We start from the raw sequence: 18,471 nt of genomic DNA on the forward strand, positions 1-18,471 counted from the left end.
CTGGCCGGTCTTTGATCAGATTGGCGGGGTCCGGGGCGGCGCCCCAGAAGCAACGGGACATCCGCCCGCAACGGGACCACCTACGGACTCACAACCGGCACCCGCCGACACAACCGGGCGACGACCTACTCAACCGGCGCGTCAGCCGTCTTACCAGCCTTAACGCCGAAGAAGTCTCCACCCTTCCGCTTGACATCATCAGTCCCCCAGTCCCGAATCCGGTCAACGGGGATCATCCGAGGGATGTGCTTCCGGCAGTGGATGTAGGCCTCCTCAACCTCCACCACAACCCACCGCTCAACCTTCCGATCCTCGGTAGCGATCTCCTCCCGAGGAGCAATCCGAGCCCGCCCGTTCACATGCAGCCCGATCAGGTCATCGGTGAAGTCGACCATCAACATCCCGACGTGCGGGTTCTCCATGATGTTCCCGAGCGAGGCCATGACCCCGTTCCCCCGGTACTCGGGATACGCCACAGTCCGCGAGTCGACCACCCGGATGAACCCGGCCGGCCCGGCCCGCAGCGAGGAGTCGCACTCCCCGTCGGCATCAGAGGTCGAGATGAAGGCCATCTCCATCCGGCCCACGAACTCGGCCATCACGGGGTTGAGGTGATCCAGCACCTGGTCGTCGTAGAAGCGACTGGCGCGCTCAGAGGTCTCCAAGGCACATTGGAGGAAGTGCTCACCTCGTGAGCCAGGACGTTCAACACGGTCGGGTGAGGTGGTTTCAGGCAGGGACACGCGCCCAACCCAAGCACGCAAGCGCGCAACCCGGTACAGACGACCCCTCACATTCACACTGTTGCGGTAACAACAACTCACGTAGAGTAATCAGGCTTCGCTCGAAGGTGGCATCAAGGAGTCAAACTCACCGATCAGGGGTTACTGTCCACCCTGTCGGGGGACGGATGCTTGACGAGGACGACAGCGCCTTGAACGAGGACGACAGCACCTTGCTGGCGCCAATGAGAACGTGGAGACTGCGCGCGGACCATGACTGCGAACGCTGTGCTGAGCCCCATCCCTACCCCGCCCCACCGAGAACCCCCGCCTGGTGTCACCGCGATGGTGCGGATGATCCGGGAGAGCTTCGCGGTGGTGGAGCCGCACGCCGAAGAAGTGGCGAAGTTCTTCTACGGCATGCTCTTCTCGCTCTCGCCTGCCACACGCGAGATGTTCCCCGCGAACATGGAGGTCCAACGCAGCCGCCTGCTGCGGGCCCTCGTGCACGTGGTGCAGATGGTCGACCGCCCGGACGACCTCATCCCGTTCCTCCGCCAGCTGGGCCGTGACCACCGCAAGTTCGGTGTCATCAACGTCCACTACGAGGCGGTCGGGACGGCACTGCTGTCCGCGGTGAAGAAGTTCGCCGGTGCCGCCTGGACCCCCAAGGTCGAGATGGCCTGGGCCGAGGCGTACACGCTGATGGCGCGGGCCATGCAGGAGGCCGCGGACGCCGACAACGGCCCCGCGTACTGGCACGCCACCGTGCTGGAGCACCAGCGCGTGTCGTGGGACCTGGCCGTCGTGCGGCTGCAGCCCGACCACCCGGTCAACTACCGGGCCGGGCAGTACGTCAGCGTGGAGACGCCGCAGCGCAAGCGCCTGTGGCGGTACTACTCGCCGGCGAACGCCCCGCGCGAGGACGGCGTCATCGAGTTCCACATCCGGTCCGTCGACGGCGGCTGGGTGTCGCGCTCGGTGGTCGGCCACACGCAGGCCGGTGACACCTGGCGCATCGGACCGCCGATGGGACGTCTTCAGGTCGACCGCACGGCCGGCTCGGACATCCTGATGGTCGCCGGTGGCACGGGCGTGGCGCCGATGCACGCGATCATCGACGAGATGGCGCAGTGGGGCGACAACCCCCGCGTGCACCTGTTCTACGGCGGCCGGACCCGCGAGGACCTCTACGACCTGGACAACCTGCAGCGCATCGCGACCACGAACCCGTGGCTCACGGTCGTGCCGGTGCTGGAGTCGGACCCCGGGGTCCGCGGCGTCGAGCAGGGCACCCTGGCCGACGTGGTCACCCGCTACGGCGCGTGGGAGGAACGCGACGTCCTGGTCTGCGGCAGCCCCGCCATGATCAGGTCGACCGTGTCCCGCATGCTCGTGGCAGGAACTCCACTCGACCGAATCAAGTACGACCCGTTCACGCTGGACTAAGCTCGGCACGTCTCAAGCGACTGGCGTGCCGAGGGTGGAACTGACCACCGGGAAGCGACGGCCGAGCGCACCGAACGCCTGGGTGCCCGGCACGGAGATGCACCGTGCTCTCTAACGTTGATCCCGAGATCGCCGCCCTGATCGAAGCCGAGTCCGTGCGCCAGTCCCGCAAGCTGCGCATGATCGCCTCCGAGAACGACGTGTCGGCCGCCGTGCTTGAAGCAACAGGCTCGGTGCTGACGAACAAGTACTCCGAGGGCTACCCCGGCAAGAGGTACTACGAGGGCCAGCAGATCATCGACCAGGTCGAACAGCTCGCCATCGACCGCGCCAAGGCCCTGTTCGGCGTCGACCACGCGAACGTCCAGCCGCTCTCGGGCGCGCCGGCGAACCTCGCCGTGTACCTCGCGTTCCTGCAGCCCGGCGACACCGTGATGGGCATGTCGCTGCCGATGGGCGGCCACCTGACCCACGGCTGGAGCGTGTCCGCCACCGGAAAGTGGTTCCACGCGGTCCAGTACGACGTCCGCAAGGACACCGGCGTCGTCGACATGGACGAGGTCCGCTCCCTGGCCCTCGCCGAACGCCCGAAGGTGATCTTCTGCGGCGGCACGGCGATCCCGCGCACGATCGACTTCCCGGCGTTCGCCGAGATCGCGAAGGAGATCGACGCGGTCCTGGTCGCCGACATCGCGCACATCGCCGGCCTCGTCGCGGGTGGCGCCCACCCGTCGCCGGTCGGGCACGCGTCGGTGATCACCACGACCACGCACAAGACGTTGCGGGGCCCGCGCGGCGCGATGATCATGTGCGATGCCGAGCACGCGAAGGCGATCGACCGCGCCGTGTTCCCCGGTCTGCAGGGCGGCCCGCACGACCACACGACCGCCGCGATCGCCGTGGCGCTCAAGGAAGCCTCACAGCCGGAGTTCCGCGAATACGCCCACACGATCGTCGCGAACGCCAAAGCCCTGGCGGACGCGTTGCTGGACCGCGGGTTCGACCTGGTCTCGGGCGGCACCGACAACCACCTGATCCTGGTCGACCTGACGTCGAAGCAGATCGGCGGCAAGCCGGCGGCGCACGCGCTGGACCGGGCCGGCATCGAGCTGAACTACAACGCCGTTCCCTACGACACCCGCAAGCCGTTCGACCCGTCCGGCATCCGGCTGGGCACGCCCGGCGTCACCACGCGCGGACTGAAGCCGGAGCAGATGCCGTTGATCGCGGACTGGATCGACCGGGCGATCACCGCGCACGACAACGACCAGGCGCTCGACCGCATCGCTGCCGAGGTCGAGGAACTACTCAGCACCCTCTAGTCCGGCAACGGCCGCACGCACGTCGCTGAGGGTCCGGCGGGCGACTTCCGCGAAGTCCCCGCCGGTCTCCAGCCAGCGCTCGTAACCGCGGTCGAACGCCAGCACGCCGAGCTCCGCGGCCACGGCTGCCTCCAGCTCCGCAACACCGCGCTTCTTCAGCGCGTCCGTCATCGCGGCGGCGAACCCGACCATCTTCAACGCGGCACGCTCGCGCAGCTCGTCGTTGCCCGCGATCACCATCAGCCGTTGCGGCCCGTGCGCAAGCCGCTCGTCGGTGAACGTCACGGCGGTCGCCACCAGCGCCGCCTCGACGGCTTCCAGCGGCCCCGCGTCGGTAGCGGCGTCGGCGATCGCCGAGGTCATCAGCTCGGCCAGCACGTCCTGGCCACCGAACAGCACCTCGCGCTTGTCGCGGAAGTGCCGGAAGAACGTGCTCTTCGTGAGGCCCGCACGTTCGGCGATCTGTGCGACCGCGGTGTTCTCGTACCCCTGCTCGCTGAACAGGTCGAGCGCGGCACGCACCAACCGCTCCCGTGCGTCCGGCTCCCATCGACCCATGCCCCCATCCTAAGTGATGCGACTTAGTCCCATCATTCTGCTACGGTTGATGAGACCAAGTCCCATCACTTGAAGGAAGTGCCATGAAGGTCTTCGTCACGGGTGCCAGCGGCCACGTCGGTTCGGCACTGGTCCCGGAACTGCTGCGGGCGGGTCACCAGGTCGTCGGACTGGCCCGGTCGGACGCGTCAGCGGAGAAGCTCATCGATCGGGGGGCGACAGTCCAGCGTGGTGACCTCGACGATCTGGACGGGTTGCGGAAAGGGGCCTCAGCAGCCGACGCGGTGATCCACCTGGCGTTCAAGCACGAGGAGATGTTCGCGGGCGACTACGCCGGTGCGTCGGCCGCCGACATCGCGGTCGTCCGGACGTTCCTCGACGAGTTGGCAGGTACCGGCAAGGCGCTGATCGGCACCGGCGGCACCCTCTCGTACTCCGGGCTGGGCCGCACCGCCACCGAGGACGAACGCGTCCCGGACGATCACAGCCGGGGCACCGCCCGCAATCTGATCATCGACGCGGAGGACGTGCGAGGCGCCGTCGTCGTGCTGCCACCGACCGTCCACAGTGAACTGGACACGGCCGGCTTCATCCCGTTGCTTGTCAGGATCGCCCGCACCACAGGCGTTTCCGGCTACCCGGGCGACGGCACGAACCGGTGGTCTGCCACGCACACGCTGGACGCGGCCCGCCTCTACCGCCTGGCCGTGGAGAAGGCGCCTGCAGGCTCGGTGCTGCACGCGGTGGCCGAGGAAACGGTGCCGTTGAAGGTGATCGCCGAGGCCATCGGGCGGCAGCTGAACGTACCGGTGCGCAGTGTTCCGGACGAGCACTTCGGGCCGCTCGCGAACATGGTCACGCGCGACGCACCGACGTCCGGTGCGCGCACGAAGTCCTTGCTGGGCTGGGAACCGGAGGAACCGACGCTCCTGGAAGACCTGGAGTCCGGGTTCTACTTCGAGAGCTGAGCTTCGAGCTCCTGGTGAGCCTCGGAGAGCACACCTCCGGGATCAGGTCCGGTGAGCGCAGCTTCTTCAAGCGCGGCAAGGGCTTCCGGGCCACGCATCCATGAGGCCAACGGACCATCAGCGGGCCCCTCGCGCACGAGGCCGGCCAACGCGATCGGCGTCGCCATGAAGTAGCCGCGAACGGCCGACTGCTCGCGCGGGTCGCCGTTGGCGTAGGCCTCGGACACCAGGCGCAGCCAGAAGAAGTCCGGGTCGAGCTCACCGGCTGCGATCAGGTCCAGCACCCGCGGAATCAGGTATCGCACGAAGGTTTCGTCGCCGATCGTCCCCGACTTCAACCAGAACTTCTCGACCTGGTCGGAAGTCAACTGGCGCAACGGAACCGTGGTGAACGGCGCCACGTCCTCCGGTTTGACGCAGTGGTCGCAGAAGTCGACCACGCTGGGACGCGGCGTCGCGAAGACCTGGTACAGACGCTCGATCACTTGCGGGGCTTCGGCTTCCACACGACGAGCGCGGTCTCCTGCCGGATCGGCACGAGGTCGCGCCGGTAGGAGGCGTGCACGGCGGCGGCCGTGGAATCGGCCGCCGCCAACGCCTGGGCGAGCTCCTGCTGGAGCTCGGCCACCCGCGACCGCAGCGCGTCGACCTGGTTCTCCAGGTCGATGATCCGCTTGATGCCGGCGAGGTTCACGCCCTCGTCCTGCGAGAGGCGCTGAACCTCGCGCAGCAGCACGATGTCGCGCATCGAGTAGCGGCGGCCGCCACCGGACGTGCGGCCCGGCGAGACCAGGCCCATCCGGTCGTAGGACCGCAGGGTCTGGGCGTGCAGACCCGACAGCTGGGCCGCCACCGAGATCACGAAGAACGGCGTGTCCTCATCGGTCCCGGGAGGGAACGGAAAACCCACCGAACTCACCGCCCTTCAAGAAGTGCGTTCAGATCACCACGCGGATCATGATCCTTGGTCACGTCGGCGTACGCCTCCAGGGCCTTGCGGGCCTCGGACGACAGGTTGTTCGGCACCGCGACCTCCAGGGTGATCAGGAGATCACCCGCGGTCCCGTCCCGCTTCGTGATCCCCTTGCCCCGAGCCCGCAGCACTCGCCCGGAGGCGGTTCCCGCAGGCACCTTCAAGGTCACCTTGCCGTCCAGCGTCGGCACGGTCAACGTGGTTCCGAGCGCCAGCTCGGAGAACGTCATCGGCGCGGTCAGCGTCAGGTCGTTGCCCTGACGGCCGAACACGCTGTGCGGGTTGACGTGCACCCGCACGAACAGGTCACCGGTCGGGCCGCCGTTGCGACCCGGTTCGCCCTGTCCCGCAAGGCGAATCCGCTGCCCGTCGTCGACCCCGGACGGAATCCGCACGGTGAGCGTGCGGGTCCGGGTGCTGACGCCGTCGCCACCGCACTCGGGGCACGGGTCGTCGATGATCCGGCCCGTCCCGCGGCAGTCGCGGCACGGCTCGCTGAACGCGAACGCGCCCTGCGAGCGAGTCACCAGACCCGAACCCGAACAGGTGGCGCAGACGTGCGGGGTGGTGCCCGGCTTGGCACCGGAACCGTTGCACGTCGTACAAGCCGCGGGGGACGACAGGCGCAGCGGCACCGTCGCACCCTTCACGGCCTCGGTGAAGTCGATGCGGACGTCGGTCTCGACGTCCTCACCGCGGCGCGGACGCGTGGCCGAAGCCGCGCCACCGCCACCGCGGCGGTTGAACAGCCCGCCGAGCAGGTCGCCCAGACCGCCACCGCCCGTGCCCTGGGCCGCGCGGCCGAACAGGTCGTTCACGTCGAAGCCGCCACCGCCGCCAAAACCGCCGGGGAAGCCACCTCCGCCCGCGAACAGGCGCCGGGCCTCGTCGTACTGCTTGCGCTTGGCCGGGTCGGACAGCACGCCGTACGCCTCGGAGACCGCCTTGAAGCGGGCCTCGGCCTTGGCGTCACCGGGGTTCGCGTCGGGGTGCAGCTCGCGGGCGAGCTTGCGGTACGACTTCTTGATCTCGTCCGCCGACGCGTCGGAGGAGACGCCCAGCTCGCGGTAGAAGTCCTTCTCGATCCAGTCCCTAGCACTCACCGGACGTCTCCTCCTCCCTAAATCTCTTCGGCCGGCGCGGCACTGGGTGCCGGCTCGTGGTCCGTCACCGCGACGAGCGCGGGCCGGACCAGCTTGTCTCCGAACCTGTAGCCGCGGCGCAGGACTGCGGTGACGGTCGGGCCGTCGACGTCCGGGGACGTGCTGTGCTGCACGGCCTCGTGCACCGACGGGTCGAACGCCTCGCCCTCGTGCGCGAACGGCTCCAGGCCGGTCTTCGCGAGCGTGGAGACGAGCTTGTCCGCCACGGCCTTGAACGCACCGGTCAGGTCGCCGTGCGCGGCGGCCCGCTCGATGTCGTCCAGCAGCGGCAGCAGCTCGCTCGCCACGGACGCCTTCGCGTTGTTGATCACTGCCTCGCGGTCGCGTTCCACCCGCTTGCGGTAGTTCGCGTACTCGGCGGTGAGCCGCTGCAGGTCGGCGGTGCGCTCGTCGAGCTGGGTCTTCAGCTCGGCGGCCACCTCGTCCACGACCTCGGCGACCAGGGGCTCGTCAGAAGCCGGAGCAGCGCCTTCCTCGGCGGCGTGGGCCGGCGTCCGGACCTCACCCGTTTCCGGGTCGATCCGGCGCCGGTCGGTCACGACGACCTGAGGCTGCTCCTCGTCAGGGGCGGCGTGCCTCGGCTCGGTCACTTCTTCTCGTCCTCGTCCACGATCTCGGCGTCGACGACGTCGTCCTGGCCGGCCTTGGCGCCCGCACCGGCGGCACCCGGCGCGTCAGCACCAGGGGCCTCGGCACCGGCGGCACCCGGCGCGTTGGCGTAGATCGCCTGGCCGATGGCCTGGGACTCGGTCGCGAGCTTCTCGACCGCCGTCTTGATGGCGTTGATGTCGGTGCCCTTGAGCGCCTCGTTCGCCTCGGCGATCGCGGTGTTGACCTTCTCCTTGATGTCGGCCGGGAGCTTGTCGTCGTTCTCCTTGACGACCTTCTCCGTCTGGTAGACCAGCGTCTCGGCCTGGTTGCGGACCTCGGCCTCCTCGCGGCGGCGCTTGTCCTCCTCGGCGTGCGCCTCGGCGTCCTTGACCATGCGGTCGATGTCGTCCTTCGGCAGCGCGGAGCCACCGGTGATCGTCATCGACTGCTCCTTGCCGGTGCCCAGGTCCTTCGCGAAGACGTGGACGATGCCGTTCGCGTCGATGTCGAAGGTGACCTCGATCTGCGGCACGCCGCGCGGGGCCGGGGGCAGGCCGGTCAGCTCGAACATGCCGAGCTTCTTGTTGTGCGCCGCGATCTCGCGCTCGCCCTGGAACACCTGGATCTGCACGGACGGCTGGTTGTCGTCGGCCGTCGTGAAGGTCTCGGAGCGCTTGGTCGGGATCGTGGTGTTGCGCTCGATCAGCTTGGTCATGATGCCGCCCTTGGTCTCGATGCCGAGGGACAGCGGGGTGACGTCGAGCAGCAGGACGTCCTTGACCTCACCCTTGAGGACACCGGCCTGCAGGGCGGCGCCGACGGCGACGACCTCGTCCGGGTTCACGCCCTTGTTGGGCTCGCGGCCGCCGGTCAGCTCCTTGACGAGCTCCGCGACGGCGGGCATGCGGGTCGAGCCACCGACGAGCACGACGTGGTCGATGTCGCCGACGGAGATGCCGGCGTCCTTGATCACGTTGTTGAACGGCGCGCGGGTGCGGTCGAGCAGGTCGGACGTGATGCGCTGGAACTCGGCTCGCGACAGCGTCTCGTCGAGGAACAGCGGGTTCTTGTCCGCGTCGACGGTGATGTACGGCAGGTTGATCGACGCCGTGGACGAGCTGGACAGCTCGATCTTGGCCTTCTCCGCAGCCTCACGGATGCGCTGCAGGGCCATCTTGTCCTTGGTCAGGTCGATGCCGTTGGCCTGCTTGAAGCGCTCGACCAGCCAGTCGACGACGCGCTGGTCCCAGTCGTCACCACCGAGGTGGTTGTCACCGGAGGTCGCGCGGACCTCGACGACACCGTCGCCGAGCTCGAGCAGCGAGACGTCGAACGTGCCGCCACCGAGGTCGAAGACCAGGATGGTCTGCTCCTTCTCGCCCTTGTCGAGGCCGTAGGCCAGCGCGGCGGAGGTGGGCTCGTTGACGATGCGGAGCACGTTGAGGCCCGCGATCTGGCCGGCCTCCTTGGTGGCCTGGCGCTGCGCGTCCTCGAAGTACGCCGGGACGGTGATGACGGCGTCGGTGATCTCCTCGCCCAGGTACGCCTCGGCGTCGCGCTTGAGCTTCATCAGCACGCGCGCGCTGATCTCCTGCGAGGTGTACTGCTTGCCGTCGATCTCATCGGTCTTCCAGTTGGTGCCGATGTGCCGCTTCACCGAGCGGATGGTGCGGTCGACGTTCGTGACGGCCTGGTTCTTCGCGGGCTGACCCACGAGGACCTCGCCGTTCTTCGCGAACGCGACGATGGACGGGGTCGTCCTGGAGCCCTCCGAGTTGGCGATGACCGTCGGCTCACCGCCTTCGAGGACGGCGACGACCGAGTTGGTCGTCCCGAGGTCGATGCCGACTGCACGCGCCATTGGAGTTCCTTCCGCTAGTACTTGTTGAGCGTTGCTGACTCAAGTTTGCCATCTGCTCAACGTTGAGCCTACCCGACTCAAGTCTTCTGCCTGACCCAACGGCCATGAAGGTCTGGTTGTTCCCTCACAACGCACCGAGGACCACCCCTTGTGGAGTGGTCCTCGGCACATTCCCCCGTGGAACGGCTCAGACGCCCAGCACCTTCACGTTGCCCGAGCCGGCGTCCAGCTTGAGCTCGTGCCTGGCCGCCGGGTCGGTCGGCACGTCGATCTTGCGGTCACCGCTGCCGGACTCGCCGGTGACCTTGTACGGGCCCGAGGTGTTCGGCACGCGCACGGTGATGTCGCCGGAGCCGCTGTCGACGCGAGCGGTGCGCGCCGAGACGAAGGTCAGTTCGACGTTGCCGGAGTCGGCGTTGGCGGTCACGTCGTTGTCGATCGACCTGCCGTCGATGTTGCCCGAACCGGTGGTGACCAGCACCTTGCCCGACAACTGGTCGAGGAAGATGTCGCCGGAGCCCAGGTCCGCGGTGACGCTGCCCTTGACCCGGAAGGCCTCGAACCTGCCGGAACCGGTGCCGGCCTTGACGTCACCGCCGATGTCGCGGACGTCGACGTCGCCGGAACCGCTGCTGACCTGGACGTTGCCCGCGATGCTGTAAGCCTTGAAGTTGCCGGAGCCGATCTTGTAGTCGATCGCGGCGAGGCCTTCGAACACGGCGTCCCCCGACCCGCCGTCGAGCGCCTCGATCTTGATCTCCTTGGACGGCACCTGGATCTCGTAGTTGATCGAGCAGTTGTTGCCGCAGTCGTCCAGCACCAGTGCGCTGCCCTCGATGCGGTGCGCGACACCGGACGGCCTGTTGTCCTTGGCGTGCTCCACCCTGCGGTGGATCTTCGTCTCGCCGATCCCCTCCACGAAGCGGATCGCCACGTCCCCCGAGCCGGCGCGCACCCGCACCGACGTGAACTTGTCCGCGACGACGTGGTCGTCGGCGAACTCGTACTTCACGATGCGGATGCCACAGGCCGTGAGCACCGTCCCCACCAGCAACGCCACCAGCGCTGTCCTCATCATGGGCACAAAACTAGAGGTGGCGGGACTCAGCTACACGGCAGTGAGCCCCCGGAGGCGGGGTGGGGTTGTCCCTACCCCGCCTCAGACGAGATCTTCGAGGACAGCGCGCAGGGCCGGCGCGGTGCGCGCGGGGTCGTTCAGGAACCGCGTCGAGGCCAGGACGTGCGCGGGCGCGATCCGCTCCCACAGCATGCCCTCCACCGGCAGTTCGGCGATGTGCAGCTCCACGCTCTGCGCCCACCGCCCGATCCGCGACTCGATGCCGCGCAGGACGTCGCCGATCGGCAACGCCACCGGGCTCTGCACCCGGTGCAGCCCTTCGATGCCCGGCTTCAGCGCCAGCACCGCGGCACGACAGGCGGGCCGGGTCAGCAACGCCTCGGCGTCCTCGGGGACCGCGGGCTCGGTGCCCCGCGTGCACGCCTCCAGCGCGTCGGCCCACCAGCCAGACCACTCGCGGGTGACGGCCGCGCGGTCGACCCCCGCCGGCACCTGCACCGGCAGCGGCGGGTCCAGGCCCGGCACGTGCGGCTCGACATCGACCGACAACGCCAGCGTGTCGCGCACGTAGAGCGCGGCGAGCAGCCCGAGGCTCACCCCGTGGCTGATGCCGGACACCTCTCGCGCGAACTTCATAGCCTCATTGTTCCCTTGCCGGCGCGGTGGAATCGTCGCGACCGCGGATCAAGAAGGACACGATTGGCTCCAGGTCGTCCCCGTTCGGAGCAACATCGGCTATCAGGCCTTGGATCAGCATCCCGTCCATCGCGGCGAGGAGCGCCCGGAACGCGATCGGGTCCTGCGGCCGCACCGTCTCCACCGCGAGGTCGAGCCACCGGCGGGCGGCGGCCTTCAGCTCCGGGCGCCGGCCGGCCAGCAGGTACAGCTCGTACTCCGCGAGCGTGCGGCCGCGGTTCTCGTTGACCGACTTCGCCAACGCGGCCGCGATCTCACGCGCACTGCCGTGGCGCGCGACGATCTGCAGCATCTCTTCGCACGACTCGTCGGCCGCCCACAGCAACGTGGCGATCAACAGGTCGTCGAGCGTCGCGAAGTAGTAGGTGGAGGCTGTCGTCGGCACCCCGGCTTCGCGCGCCACGCTGCGATGCGTCACGCCGGCGACGCCATCGCGTTCGATCACTCTCAGAGTGGCCTCGACGATGGCACGGCGCTTCTTCTCGCCGCGCGCCTTCCTGCCGTCTATCGCTGGTGCGGTCAGTGCGTCCTCCCGAGTTCGAGCGTCACCACGCCTCCGATGATCAAAGCCAACCCGATGACCATCGTGGGATTCAGGGTCTCGCCCAGGAACTTCCAGCCGATCAACGCCACGGCTGCAACGCCGATGGCGGACCACACGGCGTAGGCGACGCCCACGGGCATACCCAACTTCAACGCGCGCGAAAGAGCTGTGAAGGCGATCGCATATCCGACGACGACCACGACCGACGGCCACGGTTTCGAGAAGCCCTCGGACAGCTTCAACGACACGGTGGCGGCGATCTCTCCCATGATCGCCGCAGCGAGGAACAGGTACAACACGGTGACCCCCAAGGCGCTCAGCAGAACTACCTGAACGATTGTTCCACAAGTTTTGGGTCGAAGTCCGGCTTCTTTACCGGTACGTGAGGAGACACCGGCCACGTCCAAGTGGTTACTGATCAGTAACGTGGCCTAGACTCCCGCCATGACCCTCCAGCTGGTTCTCGGACTCGTCGCGGTAGCGGTGAGCGTCGTCGCCTGGGGCGTGTTCGTCGCCGCCGTGCTGAAGATGATCAAGATCATTCGGCTCGGGCAGCCGGACTCCACCCGCAACGGCCCGTTCTGGGCGCGGTTGAAGACGCTGATCGTCGAGTTCGTGGCGCACACCAGGATGGCCAAGTTCCGCTCGGTCGCCCCGTGGCACTGGATGGTGATGTGGGGCTTCCTCATCGGCTCCGCAGTGCTGTTCGAGGCGTACGGCGAGGTGTTCGACCCGCACTTCCACTGGCCGATCATCGGCACGTGGTCCGTCTGGCTGCTGCTGGTCGAGCTGCTGGGTCTCGGCACCGTCGTCGGTGGTGTGGCGCTGGCGATCATCCGCCAGGTCAACCACCCGCGCCGCGCCGACCGGATCTCCCGCTTCCAGGGCTCGGACTTCAAGTCCGCCTACTTCGTCGAGGCGGTCGTGATCATCGAGGGTCTCGGCATCCTCGGCGTGAAGGCGTTCAAGCAGTCGAGCGGCCTGGAGGTCGCGCCGCTGTGGACGTCGTTCGTGACGCAGCCGCTGGCCCAGCTCCTGCCGTCCGCGGCGATCTGGGTGTCGATCATGGCGCTGATCAAGCTGCTGTCCGGCATGATCTGGCTGATCGTGGTCGGCCGGAACCTGACGATGGGCGTTGCCTGGCACCGGTTCTCGGCGTTCTTCAACATCTACTTCAAGCGCGAGGCCGACGGCGGCGTGGCGCTGGGCGCGTTGAAGCCGATGATGTCCGGCGGCAAGGTCCTGGACCTGGAGGAGGCCGACCCGGACAAGGACGTGTTCGGCGTCGGCAAGGTCGAGGACTTCACCTGGAAGGGCGTTCTCGACTTCTCCACCTGCACCGAGTGCGGCCGCTGCCAGTCGCAGTGCCCCGCCTGGAACACCGGCAAGCCGTTGTCCCCCAAGCTGGTCATCACGCAGCTGCGCGACCACATGTACGCGAAGGCGCCGTACCTGCTGGCCGGCGGCTCGCGCGACATGGCGGGCGACGAGGTCGGTCTGGTCGAGGACAAGTACGAGGACTACAAGAAGCGCCTCGAGTCCATCGACGTGCTGGCGATGGCCGAGTCCGAGCGCCCGCTGGTCGGCGGCCCGGACGAGCTCGGCGTCATCGACCCCGAGGTGCTGTGGTCCTGCACGACCTGCGGCGCGTGTGTCGAGCAGTGCCCGGTGGACATCGAGCACGTCGACCACATCGTCGACATGCGCCGCTACCAGGTGCTGATCGAGTCGAACTTCCCGACCGAGCTCGGCGGCATGTTCAAGAACCTGGAGAACAAGGGCAACCCCTGGGGCCAGAACGCCAAGGACCGCCTCGCGTGGACCGAGGGCCTGGAGTTCGAGGTGCCGGTGTTCGACGGCGAGCTGGGCGACGCCGAGTACCTGTTCTGGGTCGGTTGCGCCGGCGCGTTCGAGGACCGCGCGAAGAAGACCACGCGTGCCGTCGCCGAGCTGCTGCACACCGCGGGCGTCAAGTACACGGTGCTCGGCCCGGAGGAGACCTGCACCGGTGACCCGGCCCGCCGCGCCGGCAACGAGTTCCTGTTCCAGATGCTGGCGCAGCAGAACGTCGAGGTCCTCAACTCGGTCTTCGAGGACCGGCCGGTCGGCCAGCGCAAGATCGTCGTCACCTGTGCGCACTGCTTCAACACGCTGGCGAACGAGTACCCGCAGGTCGGTGGCACCTACGAGGTCGTGCACCACACGCAGCTGCTGAACAAGCTGGTGCGCGAACGCCGTCTGGTGCCGGTCGCGCCGGTGACCGAGGACGTCACCTACCACGACCCGTGCTACCTGGGGCGCCACAACAAGGTCTACGAGGCGCCGCGTGAGCTCATCGGCGCGTCGGGCGCGAAGCTGCGCGAGATGCCGCGGCACGAGGAACGCTCCATGTGCTGCGGTGCCGGTGGCGCTCGCATGTGGATGGAGGAGCGGATCGGCAAGCGCATCAACGTCGACCGCGTGGACGAGGCCCTGTCCACCGCGCCGTCGAAGATCGCGACCGGCTGCCCGTTCTGCCGCGTGATGCTGACCGACGGGGTGACCGCGCGTCAGTCCGACGGCCTGGCCGGTGCGCACGTCGAGGTCGTGGACGTCGCGCAGATGCTGCTCGAGTCCGTGAAGCGGGGCCAACCGGCCACTGAGGACGCGAACGCTTAAGAGGTGAGAGAAAGGCCCTCGGTCCGTGGACCGAGGGCCTTTTTCGTTGGTGGGTCAGTCCTTGTCGGTGACCTTGTCGTAGATCACGTTCAGCACCCATCCGGTCAGCGCGACGATGATCGCGCCCCAGAACGCGGGCCAGAACCCGTCGACGCGGAACGGCAGGTCGAGCTGCTCGGCCAGCCAGCCGGTGAGCATGAACAGCAGCGCGTTCACCACGAGCCCGATCAGGCCGAGCGTGAGCAGGTAGAACAGGCAGCCGAAGAACTTCACCAGCGGCTTCACGACCGCGTTCACCAGGCCGAAGATCACCGCGACGCCGATCAGCGTGAGGATTCTCGTGCCGGTGGTGCCCTCGCCCAGGTCGATGCCCGGGAGCGCGGTCGACGCCCAGACCGCCACGGCGGTCAGCAGCACATGCACCAAGATGCCCATGCCGCAGACTAACCGTGGCGGGTCCTATGTGGTCAGGAACGTCGGCGGCGTGCCACGAAGAACGCGCCCAGACCAGCGGCGAGCAGCAGTGATCCGATTGCCAGGAAACCCAGCGGCGAAGCACCCGTCGACGCGAGACCGGACTTGCTGCCCGCCTGGGCCACGACCGGCGTGGTCGTGGTGGCCGTGGGCGTGGTCGTCTCCGACGGCGACGTGGTCGGCTCGGTCGTGGTGCCCTTCGCCACGACCTTGATCTTCCGGTAGAAGGACTGACCCTGGTTCTTGTGGTCGACGTCCTTGAACCCGCCGATGAACGGACGGGCGAACGGGGAGATCTCCGTCAGCTCGGTGCTGGTGAGCTCGAGCTTCATCTCGACCGTGATCGACTTACCGGGCATGATCTTCGCGACCGTCTCGAAGTCCTGCATCGTGCCGGTGACGTTGTCGCTGAGCGAGATCAGCTTGGCGTCCGCTGAGCCGAGGCCGAACACCACGACCGACATCTTGCCGGGGACGTCGCCCTTGTTGAGCAGCTGGAACCTGACGGTGATCTGCTCGCCGACCGCGTAGGTGTCCTTCGCCGGGCTGATCGTGGTGCCTTCGAGCGCGCCGTCACCCTTGGGCTCGAAGTACACGGCGTCCAGCGGGCCCGGTCCCTCGAGCTCGCCCAGGGTGAACTCGAGGGTGCCGGTGGCCCAGTCGATCGGGTCCGTGCCCTTCGGCTCGACCAGTGCGAGGCCGCGCTTCGTGTAGTCGGCCGCGACGAACTTGTACTTGCCGTACGGCAGGTCCTCGACGCTGAACTGGCCGTCCTCACGGGACACCGGGATCTGCTTGCCGTTCAGCGTTCCCGGCGACAGCAGTTCCTCGTCGGACTGGCGGACGCCGTCCTTGTTCTTGTCGAGGAAGGACCTGCCCGCGACGGAGCCGCCCCTGATGCCGAAATCAGCAGTGCCGGTGCTCTCGACGGTGCGATTCAGCGGGGTGGTCGGCGAGTACTCACCGTTGGTCAGCACCGTCACGACGTACTGGCCGACGGGCAGTTCGGCCCGGTACCGACCGTTGGCGTCGGTGGGGAACTCGCCGACGACCTCGCCGGTGCCGACCTTCTCGACCTTGACGCCACGCCAGTTGCCGAGCACCGACTCGAACGAGTCCTGCTTCTTGTCCCCGTTGCGGTCGAGCCAGACGAGGCCCTCCACGGTGATCTTGTCGTCCTGCGCCGCGGCGGGAACACCCACCGCGGGCAGCACGATCGCCGCCGTCAGCGTGACGGCACACAACTTCTTCATTTGTTCGTCCCCCAAGACGTTCGTCAGTGCATCAGGAACGGCGGCGGCGCGCCACGAGGAGCGCCCCCGCCCCGGCTGCGAGCAGCAGGCCGCCCAGCGCCAAAGCGCCCAGCGGCGCGGCACCCGTCTTCGCGAGACCGGACTTGTTGCCCGCCTGCGCCACGGCCGGCTGGGTCGTGGTGGTGGTCGGCGGCGCGGTGGTCTCCGACGGCGAGGTCGGAGCGGTCTTGTCGACGACCTTGATCGGCTTGCGCACACTGTTGTTCTTGCGGTTGACGTCCTGCAGATTTCCGAAGGTGAAGCGCGCGACCGGCCACACCTCGGTGAACGTGATGTCGTTCAGCTCGGTCTTGAGCACGACGTCGACCTGCTTGCCCGGCAAGATCTTGTCGTTGACCTGCAGGTCGAACTTGTCGGTCAGCTTGACGTTGTCGCTGTGCTTCAACAGCTTCGCGCCGAAGTTGGCCATGACGAACGACGGCGCGACCGGCACATCACCCTTGTTCGAGAGCGTCACCTTGATCTCGACCTGCTCGCCGAGGGTGTAGGTGTCCTTGGCCGGCGTGACCACGGCGTCGTCCACCGCGACATCCGGCTTGGGCGTGAAGTAACGCACGTCGACCCGCTGCGTGCGGTTGTCGGCGTTCTGGGTGAGCTTGCGCGTGCCGGAGACCCAGTCGATGTCGGTGGCCGCCTTGGGCTCCGCCAGCACGAGGCCGGCGCTCGCGATGTCCGGCGCCGTGAAAGTGAAGTCGCCGGCCGGCAGGTCGACGGAGTACTCGCCGTTCTCGTCGAGCGTCGCTTCCACGTCGACTGCCGTGCCGTCCAGCGCCTTGCCGCTGACCTTCGACGGAAGCGGGGCGACCTTCTCGTCGGCCTGCTTCACGCCGTCGCGGTTGGTGTCGACGAACGACAGGCCCTTGACGACGTGGCCCTGCAGCGGGAAGTCGCCGTCGGTCACCGTCTCGGTCGTGGTGAAGCTCAGTTTCGTGGTCGAGTAGTTGGGCACGTTCAGGTTCTCGACCAGGTACGTCGGACCCTTGGTGAGGTTGAAGATCCCGTATCGGCCGTCTGCGCCGACCGCGACGTCGAACGACCGCTTGGTGTCCTGGTTCGTGATCCGGACACCGGGACCCCACGGACGGACGCTGTCGCCGGCGTCGTAGGCGTTGTTCCCGTTGCGGTCGAGGTAGAACAGGCCGGTGATGTTGATCATCCCAGGACGCGCGGCAGCGGGCACGCCTACCGCGGTCAGGACGATGGCAGCCGTCATCGTGACAGCGAAGACGTTCTTCACAGATCCCCCAGGTTCCGATTACTCCACTTAGGACATCGGAACACCGGGGGCCTGACGTTGCGTGATGCCGGTCACTCCGACAGCGGATAGCCACCCATGTCGCACCCCTCCCTCTCGTGCAGCAGTTAGCACGATATCGGATAGTACGAGTTCGTAGCAATTAGTCCTTGCTGTCGAGTGCGAGCCTCGTGCGGCGGTGGGCGGGGCCCAGCTCGCCCGACAGCACCTCCATGACCTGGCGCAGCAGGTCGCGCAGGTTCTCCAGGTCAGCGCCGGGCAACGCGGTGAACAGCTCCTTCTCGCGTTGTGCCTGGCCGGCGACGATGTCGAGGAAGATCGCGCGGCCGGCGTCGGTGAGCGTCGCGGGCAACGAGCGGCGGTCGCTCGGGTCGAGCTCACGGACCACGAGACCGGCCTTCTCCAGCCGGTCGAGGCGGCTCGTGATCGTGGTGGCGGGGCTCAGCGTGCCGTTCGCGAGCTGCTTGGGCGTGAGCCTGTGCGGCGGCCCGATCCAGAAGAGCCTGGCGAGGATCTCGTAGTCGGCGCGGTTCAGCCCGTGCGGCGCGGCGATCTCGGTCGCGAGGAAGTCGAGGTACTTGCTGATCTGGTGGACCCGGTCGACCACGCCCTCGACCACCGGATCGATCGCCGGAACCATGGCCCTCCACGACTCGACCTCGGCATCGGTGTCGTCAGCACCACGGTTGCCCATCCCATGATGGTAGTTGCGCCCGCATGCAGAACGGCCCGCGTCTCTCCCGGACGCGGGCCGTTCCGTCTTACCCCCTGGTGATCAGCGTCCCCCCGGAGCAGATCCCAGCCTTAAGACACCGCAGGGCTGTTGGATGTTGCCCTGCTCGCCGA

The 18,471-nt window shown here is 67.8% G+C and carries 19 protein-coding genes and 1 riboswitch; of the genes, 4 read left to right on the forward strand and 15 right to left on the reverse strand.

Going from position 1 to position 18,471, the window contains the following annotated elements; all coding sequences use genetic code 11:
* Window positions 1-125 precede the first annotated feature (125 nt).
* Complete coding sequence (locus tag LFM09_RS47685; RefSeq protein WP_414103287.1) at window positions 126-665, reverse strand: pyridoxamine 5'-phosphate oxidase family protein; 540 nt, start codon at window positions 663-665, stop codon at window positions 126-128.
* 402 nt (window positions 666-1,067) lie between these two features.
* Between LFM09_RS47685 and LFM09_RS47690 the strand changes: the two genes are divergently transcribed.
* A complete protein-coding gene (locus LFM09_RS47690; protein ID WP_414103288.1) occupies window positions 1,068-2,171 on the forward strand; it encodes an FAD-binding oxidoreductase in 1,104 nt (367 codons plus the stop codon).
* A 6-nt stretch (window positions 2,172-2,177) separates the two neighbouring features.
* Window positions 2,178-2,262: riboswitch (ZMP/ZTP riboswitch) on the forward strand.
* A 13-nt stretch (window positions 2,263-2,275) separates the two neighbouring features.
* Window positions 2,276-3,493: a serine hydroxymethyltransferase gene (glyA, locus tag LFM09_RS47695; protein WP_414103289.1), complete on the forward strand. Its 1,218-nt coding sequence runs from the start codon at window positions 2,276-2,278 to the stop codon at window positions 3,491-3,493.
* Here the strand turns inward: glyA and LFM09_RS47700 are convergent.
* Window positions 3,476-4,051, reverse strand: a complete 576-nt coding sequence (locus tag LFM09_RS47700) for a TetR/AcrR family transcriptional regulator (protein WP_414103290.1) — start codon at window positions 4,049-4,051, stop codon at window positions 3,476-3,478. The genes glyA and LFM09_RS47700 overlap by 18 nt on opposite strands.
* An 83-nt stretch (window positions 4,052-4,134) precedes the next feature.
* Here LFM09_RS47700 and LFM09_RS47705 point away from each other — a divergent pair, with 83 nt between their 5' ends.
* Entirely contained in the window at window positions 4,135-5,019 is an 885-nt protein-coding gene (locus LFM09_RS47705; protein ID WP_414103291.1) for an SDR family oxidoreductase, read from the forward strand.
* On the opposite strand, the gene LFM09_RS47710 is transcribed toward LFM09_RS47705, so the two are convergent.
* The 9 genes from LFM09_RS47710 to LFM09_RS47750 form a co-directional block, all read right to left on the reverse strand.
* Window positions 5,004-5,504 carry a hypothetical protein gene (locus tag LFM09_RS47710; protein WP_414103292.1) on the reverse strand — a complete coding sequence of 167 codons (501 nt, stop codon included), beginning with the start codon at window positions 5,502-5,504 and terminating at the stop codon, window positions 5,004-5,006. The genes LFM09_RS47705 and LFM09_RS47710 overlap by 16 nt on opposite strands.
* Window positions 5,501-5,929, reverse strand: coding sequence for a heat shock protein transcriptional repressor HspR (locus tag LFM09_RS47715; RefSeq protein WP_089919078.1), 429 nt, complete (start codon window positions 5,927-5,929; stop codon window positions 5,501-5,503). Before LFM09_RS47715 ends, LFM09_RS47710 begins: the two co-directional genes overlap by 4 nt.
* A 5-nt stretch (window positions 5,930-5,934) precedes the next feature.
* Entirely contained in the window at window positions 5,935-7,095 is a 1,161-nt protein-coding gene (gene dnaJ / locus LFM09_RS47720) for a molecular chaperone DnaJ (RefSeq protein ID WP_414103293.1), read from the reverse strand.
* 17 nt (window positions 7,096-7,112) lie between these two features.
* Entirely contained in the window at window positions 7,113-7,745 is a 633-nt protein-coding gene (gene grpE / locus LFM09_RS47725) for a nucleotide exchange factor GrpE (protein WP_414103294.1), read from the reverse strand.
* Entirely contained in the window at window positions 7,742-9,607 is a 1,866-nt protein-coding gene (dnaK, locus tag LFM09_RS47730; protein ID WP_414103295.1) for a molecular chaperone DnaK, read from the reverse strand. Before dnaK ends, grpE begins: the two co-directional genes overlap by 4 nt.
* A gap of 187 nt (window positions 9,608-9,794) precedes the next feature.
* Window positions 9,795-10,685, reverse strand: a complete 891-nt coding sequence (locus LFM09_RS47735) for a DUF4097 family beta strand repeat-containing protein (RefSeq protein WP_414103296.1) — start codon at window positions 10,683-10,685, stop codon at window positions 9,795-9,797.
* Between the two features lie 81 nt (window positions 10,686-10,766).
* Window positions 10,767-11,321 (reverse strand): hypothetical protein, encoded by a 555-nt coding sequence (locus tag LFM09_RS47740; RefSeq protein ID WP_414103297.1) that lies wholly within the window; start codon window positions 11,319-11,321, stop codon window positions 10,767-10,769.
* A 4-nt stretch (window positions 11,322-11,325) separates the two neighbouring features.
* Window positions 11,326-11,904, reverse strand: coding sequence for a TetR/AcrR family transcriptional regulator (locus LFM09_RS47745; RefSeq protein ID WP_414103322.1), 579 nt, complete (start codon window positions 11,902-11,904; stop codon window positions 11,326-11,328).
* Entirely contained in the window at window positions 11,901-12,224 is a 324-nt protein-coding gene (locus tag LFM09_RS47750; RefSeq protein WP_414103323.1) for a DMT family transporter, read from the reverse strand. The genes LFM09_RS47745 and LFM09_RS47750 overlap by 4 nt, the downstream gene beginning before the upstream one ends.
* Before the next feature lie 145 nt (window positions 12,225-12,369).
* On the opposite strand from LFM09_RS47750, the gene LFM09_RS47755 reads away from it, so the two are divergent.
* On the forward strand, window positions 12,370-14,583 hold the full coding sequence (locus LFM09_RS47755; protein WP_414103298.1) for a (Fe-S)-binding protein: 2,214 nt from the start codon (window positions 12,370-12,372) through the stop codon (window positions 14,581-14,583).
* A gap of 54 nt (window positions 14,584-14,637) precedes the next feature.
* Here the strand turns inward: LFM09_RS47755 and LFM09_RS47760 are convergent, their stop codons facing one another.
* The 4 genes from LFM09_RS47760 to LFM09_RS47775 all read right to left on the reverse strand — a co-directional run bounded on the left by LFM09_RS47760 (window position 14,638) and on the right by LFM09_RS47775 (window position 18,319).
* The gene (locus LFM09_RS47760; protein WP_414103299.1) at window positions 14,638-15,018 is read right to left on the reverse strand and encodes a phage holin family protein; all 381 of its coding nucleotides are present in this window, start codon (window positions 15,016-15,018) and stop codon (window positions 14,638-14,640) included.
* 32 nt (window positions 15,019-15,050) lie between these two features.
* A complete protein-coding gene (locus tag LFM09_RS47765) occupies window positions 15,051-16,310 on the reverse strand; it encodes a hypothetical protein (RefSeq protein WP_414103300.1) in 1,260 nt (419 codons plus the stop codon).
* Window positions 16,311-16,341: 31 nt separating this feature from the next.
* Entirely contained in the window at window positions 16,342-17,583 is a 1,242-nt protein-coding gene (locus LFM09_RS47770; protein WP_414103301.1) for an LPXTG cell wall anchor domain-containing protein, read from the reverse strand.
* 184 nt (window positions 17,584-17,767) lie between these two features.
* Window positions 17,768-18,319 (reverse strand): MarR family winged helix-turn-helix transcriptional regulator, encoded by a 552-nt coding sequence (locus LFM09_RS47775; RefSeq protein WP_414103302.1) that lies wholly within the window; start codon window positions 18,317-18,319, stop codon window positions 17,768-17,770.
* Window positions 18,320-18,471 lie beyond the last annotated feature (152 nt).

The organism is Lentzea alba (assembly GCF_047445655.1).
Taxonomy (GTDB): Bacteria; Actinomycetota; Actinomycetes; order Mycobacteriales; family Pseudonocardiaceae; genus Lentzea; species Lentzea alba_A.

Coding starts and splice junctions, on each gene's coding strand:
- LFM09_RS47705 (WP_414103291.1), top strand. CDS start 4,135: ATGAAGGTCTTCGTCACGGGTGCCAGCGGCCACGTCGGTTCGGCACTG.
- LFM09_RS47735 (WP_414103296.1), bottom strand. CDS start 10,685: ATGATGAGGACAGCGCTGGTGGCGTTGCTGGTGGGGACGGTGCTCACG.
- LFM09_RS47740 (WP_414103297.1), bottom strand. CDS start 11,321: ATGAAGTTCGCGCGAGAGGTGTCCGGCATCAGCCACGGGGTGAGCCTC.
- LFM09_RS47700 (WP_414103290.1), bottom strand. CDS start 4,051: ATGGGTCGATGGGAGCCGGACGCACGGGAGCGGTTGGTGCGTGCCGCG.
- LFM09_RS47765 (WP_414103300.1), bottom strand. CDS start 16,310: ATGAAGAAGTTGTGTGCCGTCACGCTGACGGCGGCGATCGTGCTGCCC.
- LFM09_RS47760 (WP_414103299.1), bottom strand. CDS start 15,018: ATGGGCATCTTGGTGCATGTGCTGCTGACCGCCGTGGCGGTCTGGGCG.
- LFM09_RS47755 (WP_414103298.1), top strand. CDS start 12,370: ATGACCCTCCAGCTGGTTCTCGGACTCGTCGCGGTAGCGGTGAGCGTC.
- LFM09_RS47770 (WP_414103301.1), bottom strand. CDS start 17,583: ATGACGGCTGCCATCGTCCTGACCGCGGTAGGCGTGCCCGCTGCCGCG.
- LFM09_RS47775 (WP_414103302.1), bottom strand. CDS start 18,319: ATGGGCAACCGTGGTGCTGACGACACCGATGCCGAGGTCGAGTCGTGG.
- LFM09_RS47690 (WP_414103288.1), top strand. CDS start 1,068: ATGGTGCGGATGATCCGGGAGAGCTTCGCGGTGGTGGAGCCGCACGCC.
- dnaK (WP_414103295.1), bottom strand. CDS start 9,607: ATGGCGCGTGCAGTCGGCATCGACCTCGGGACGACCAACTCGGTCGTC.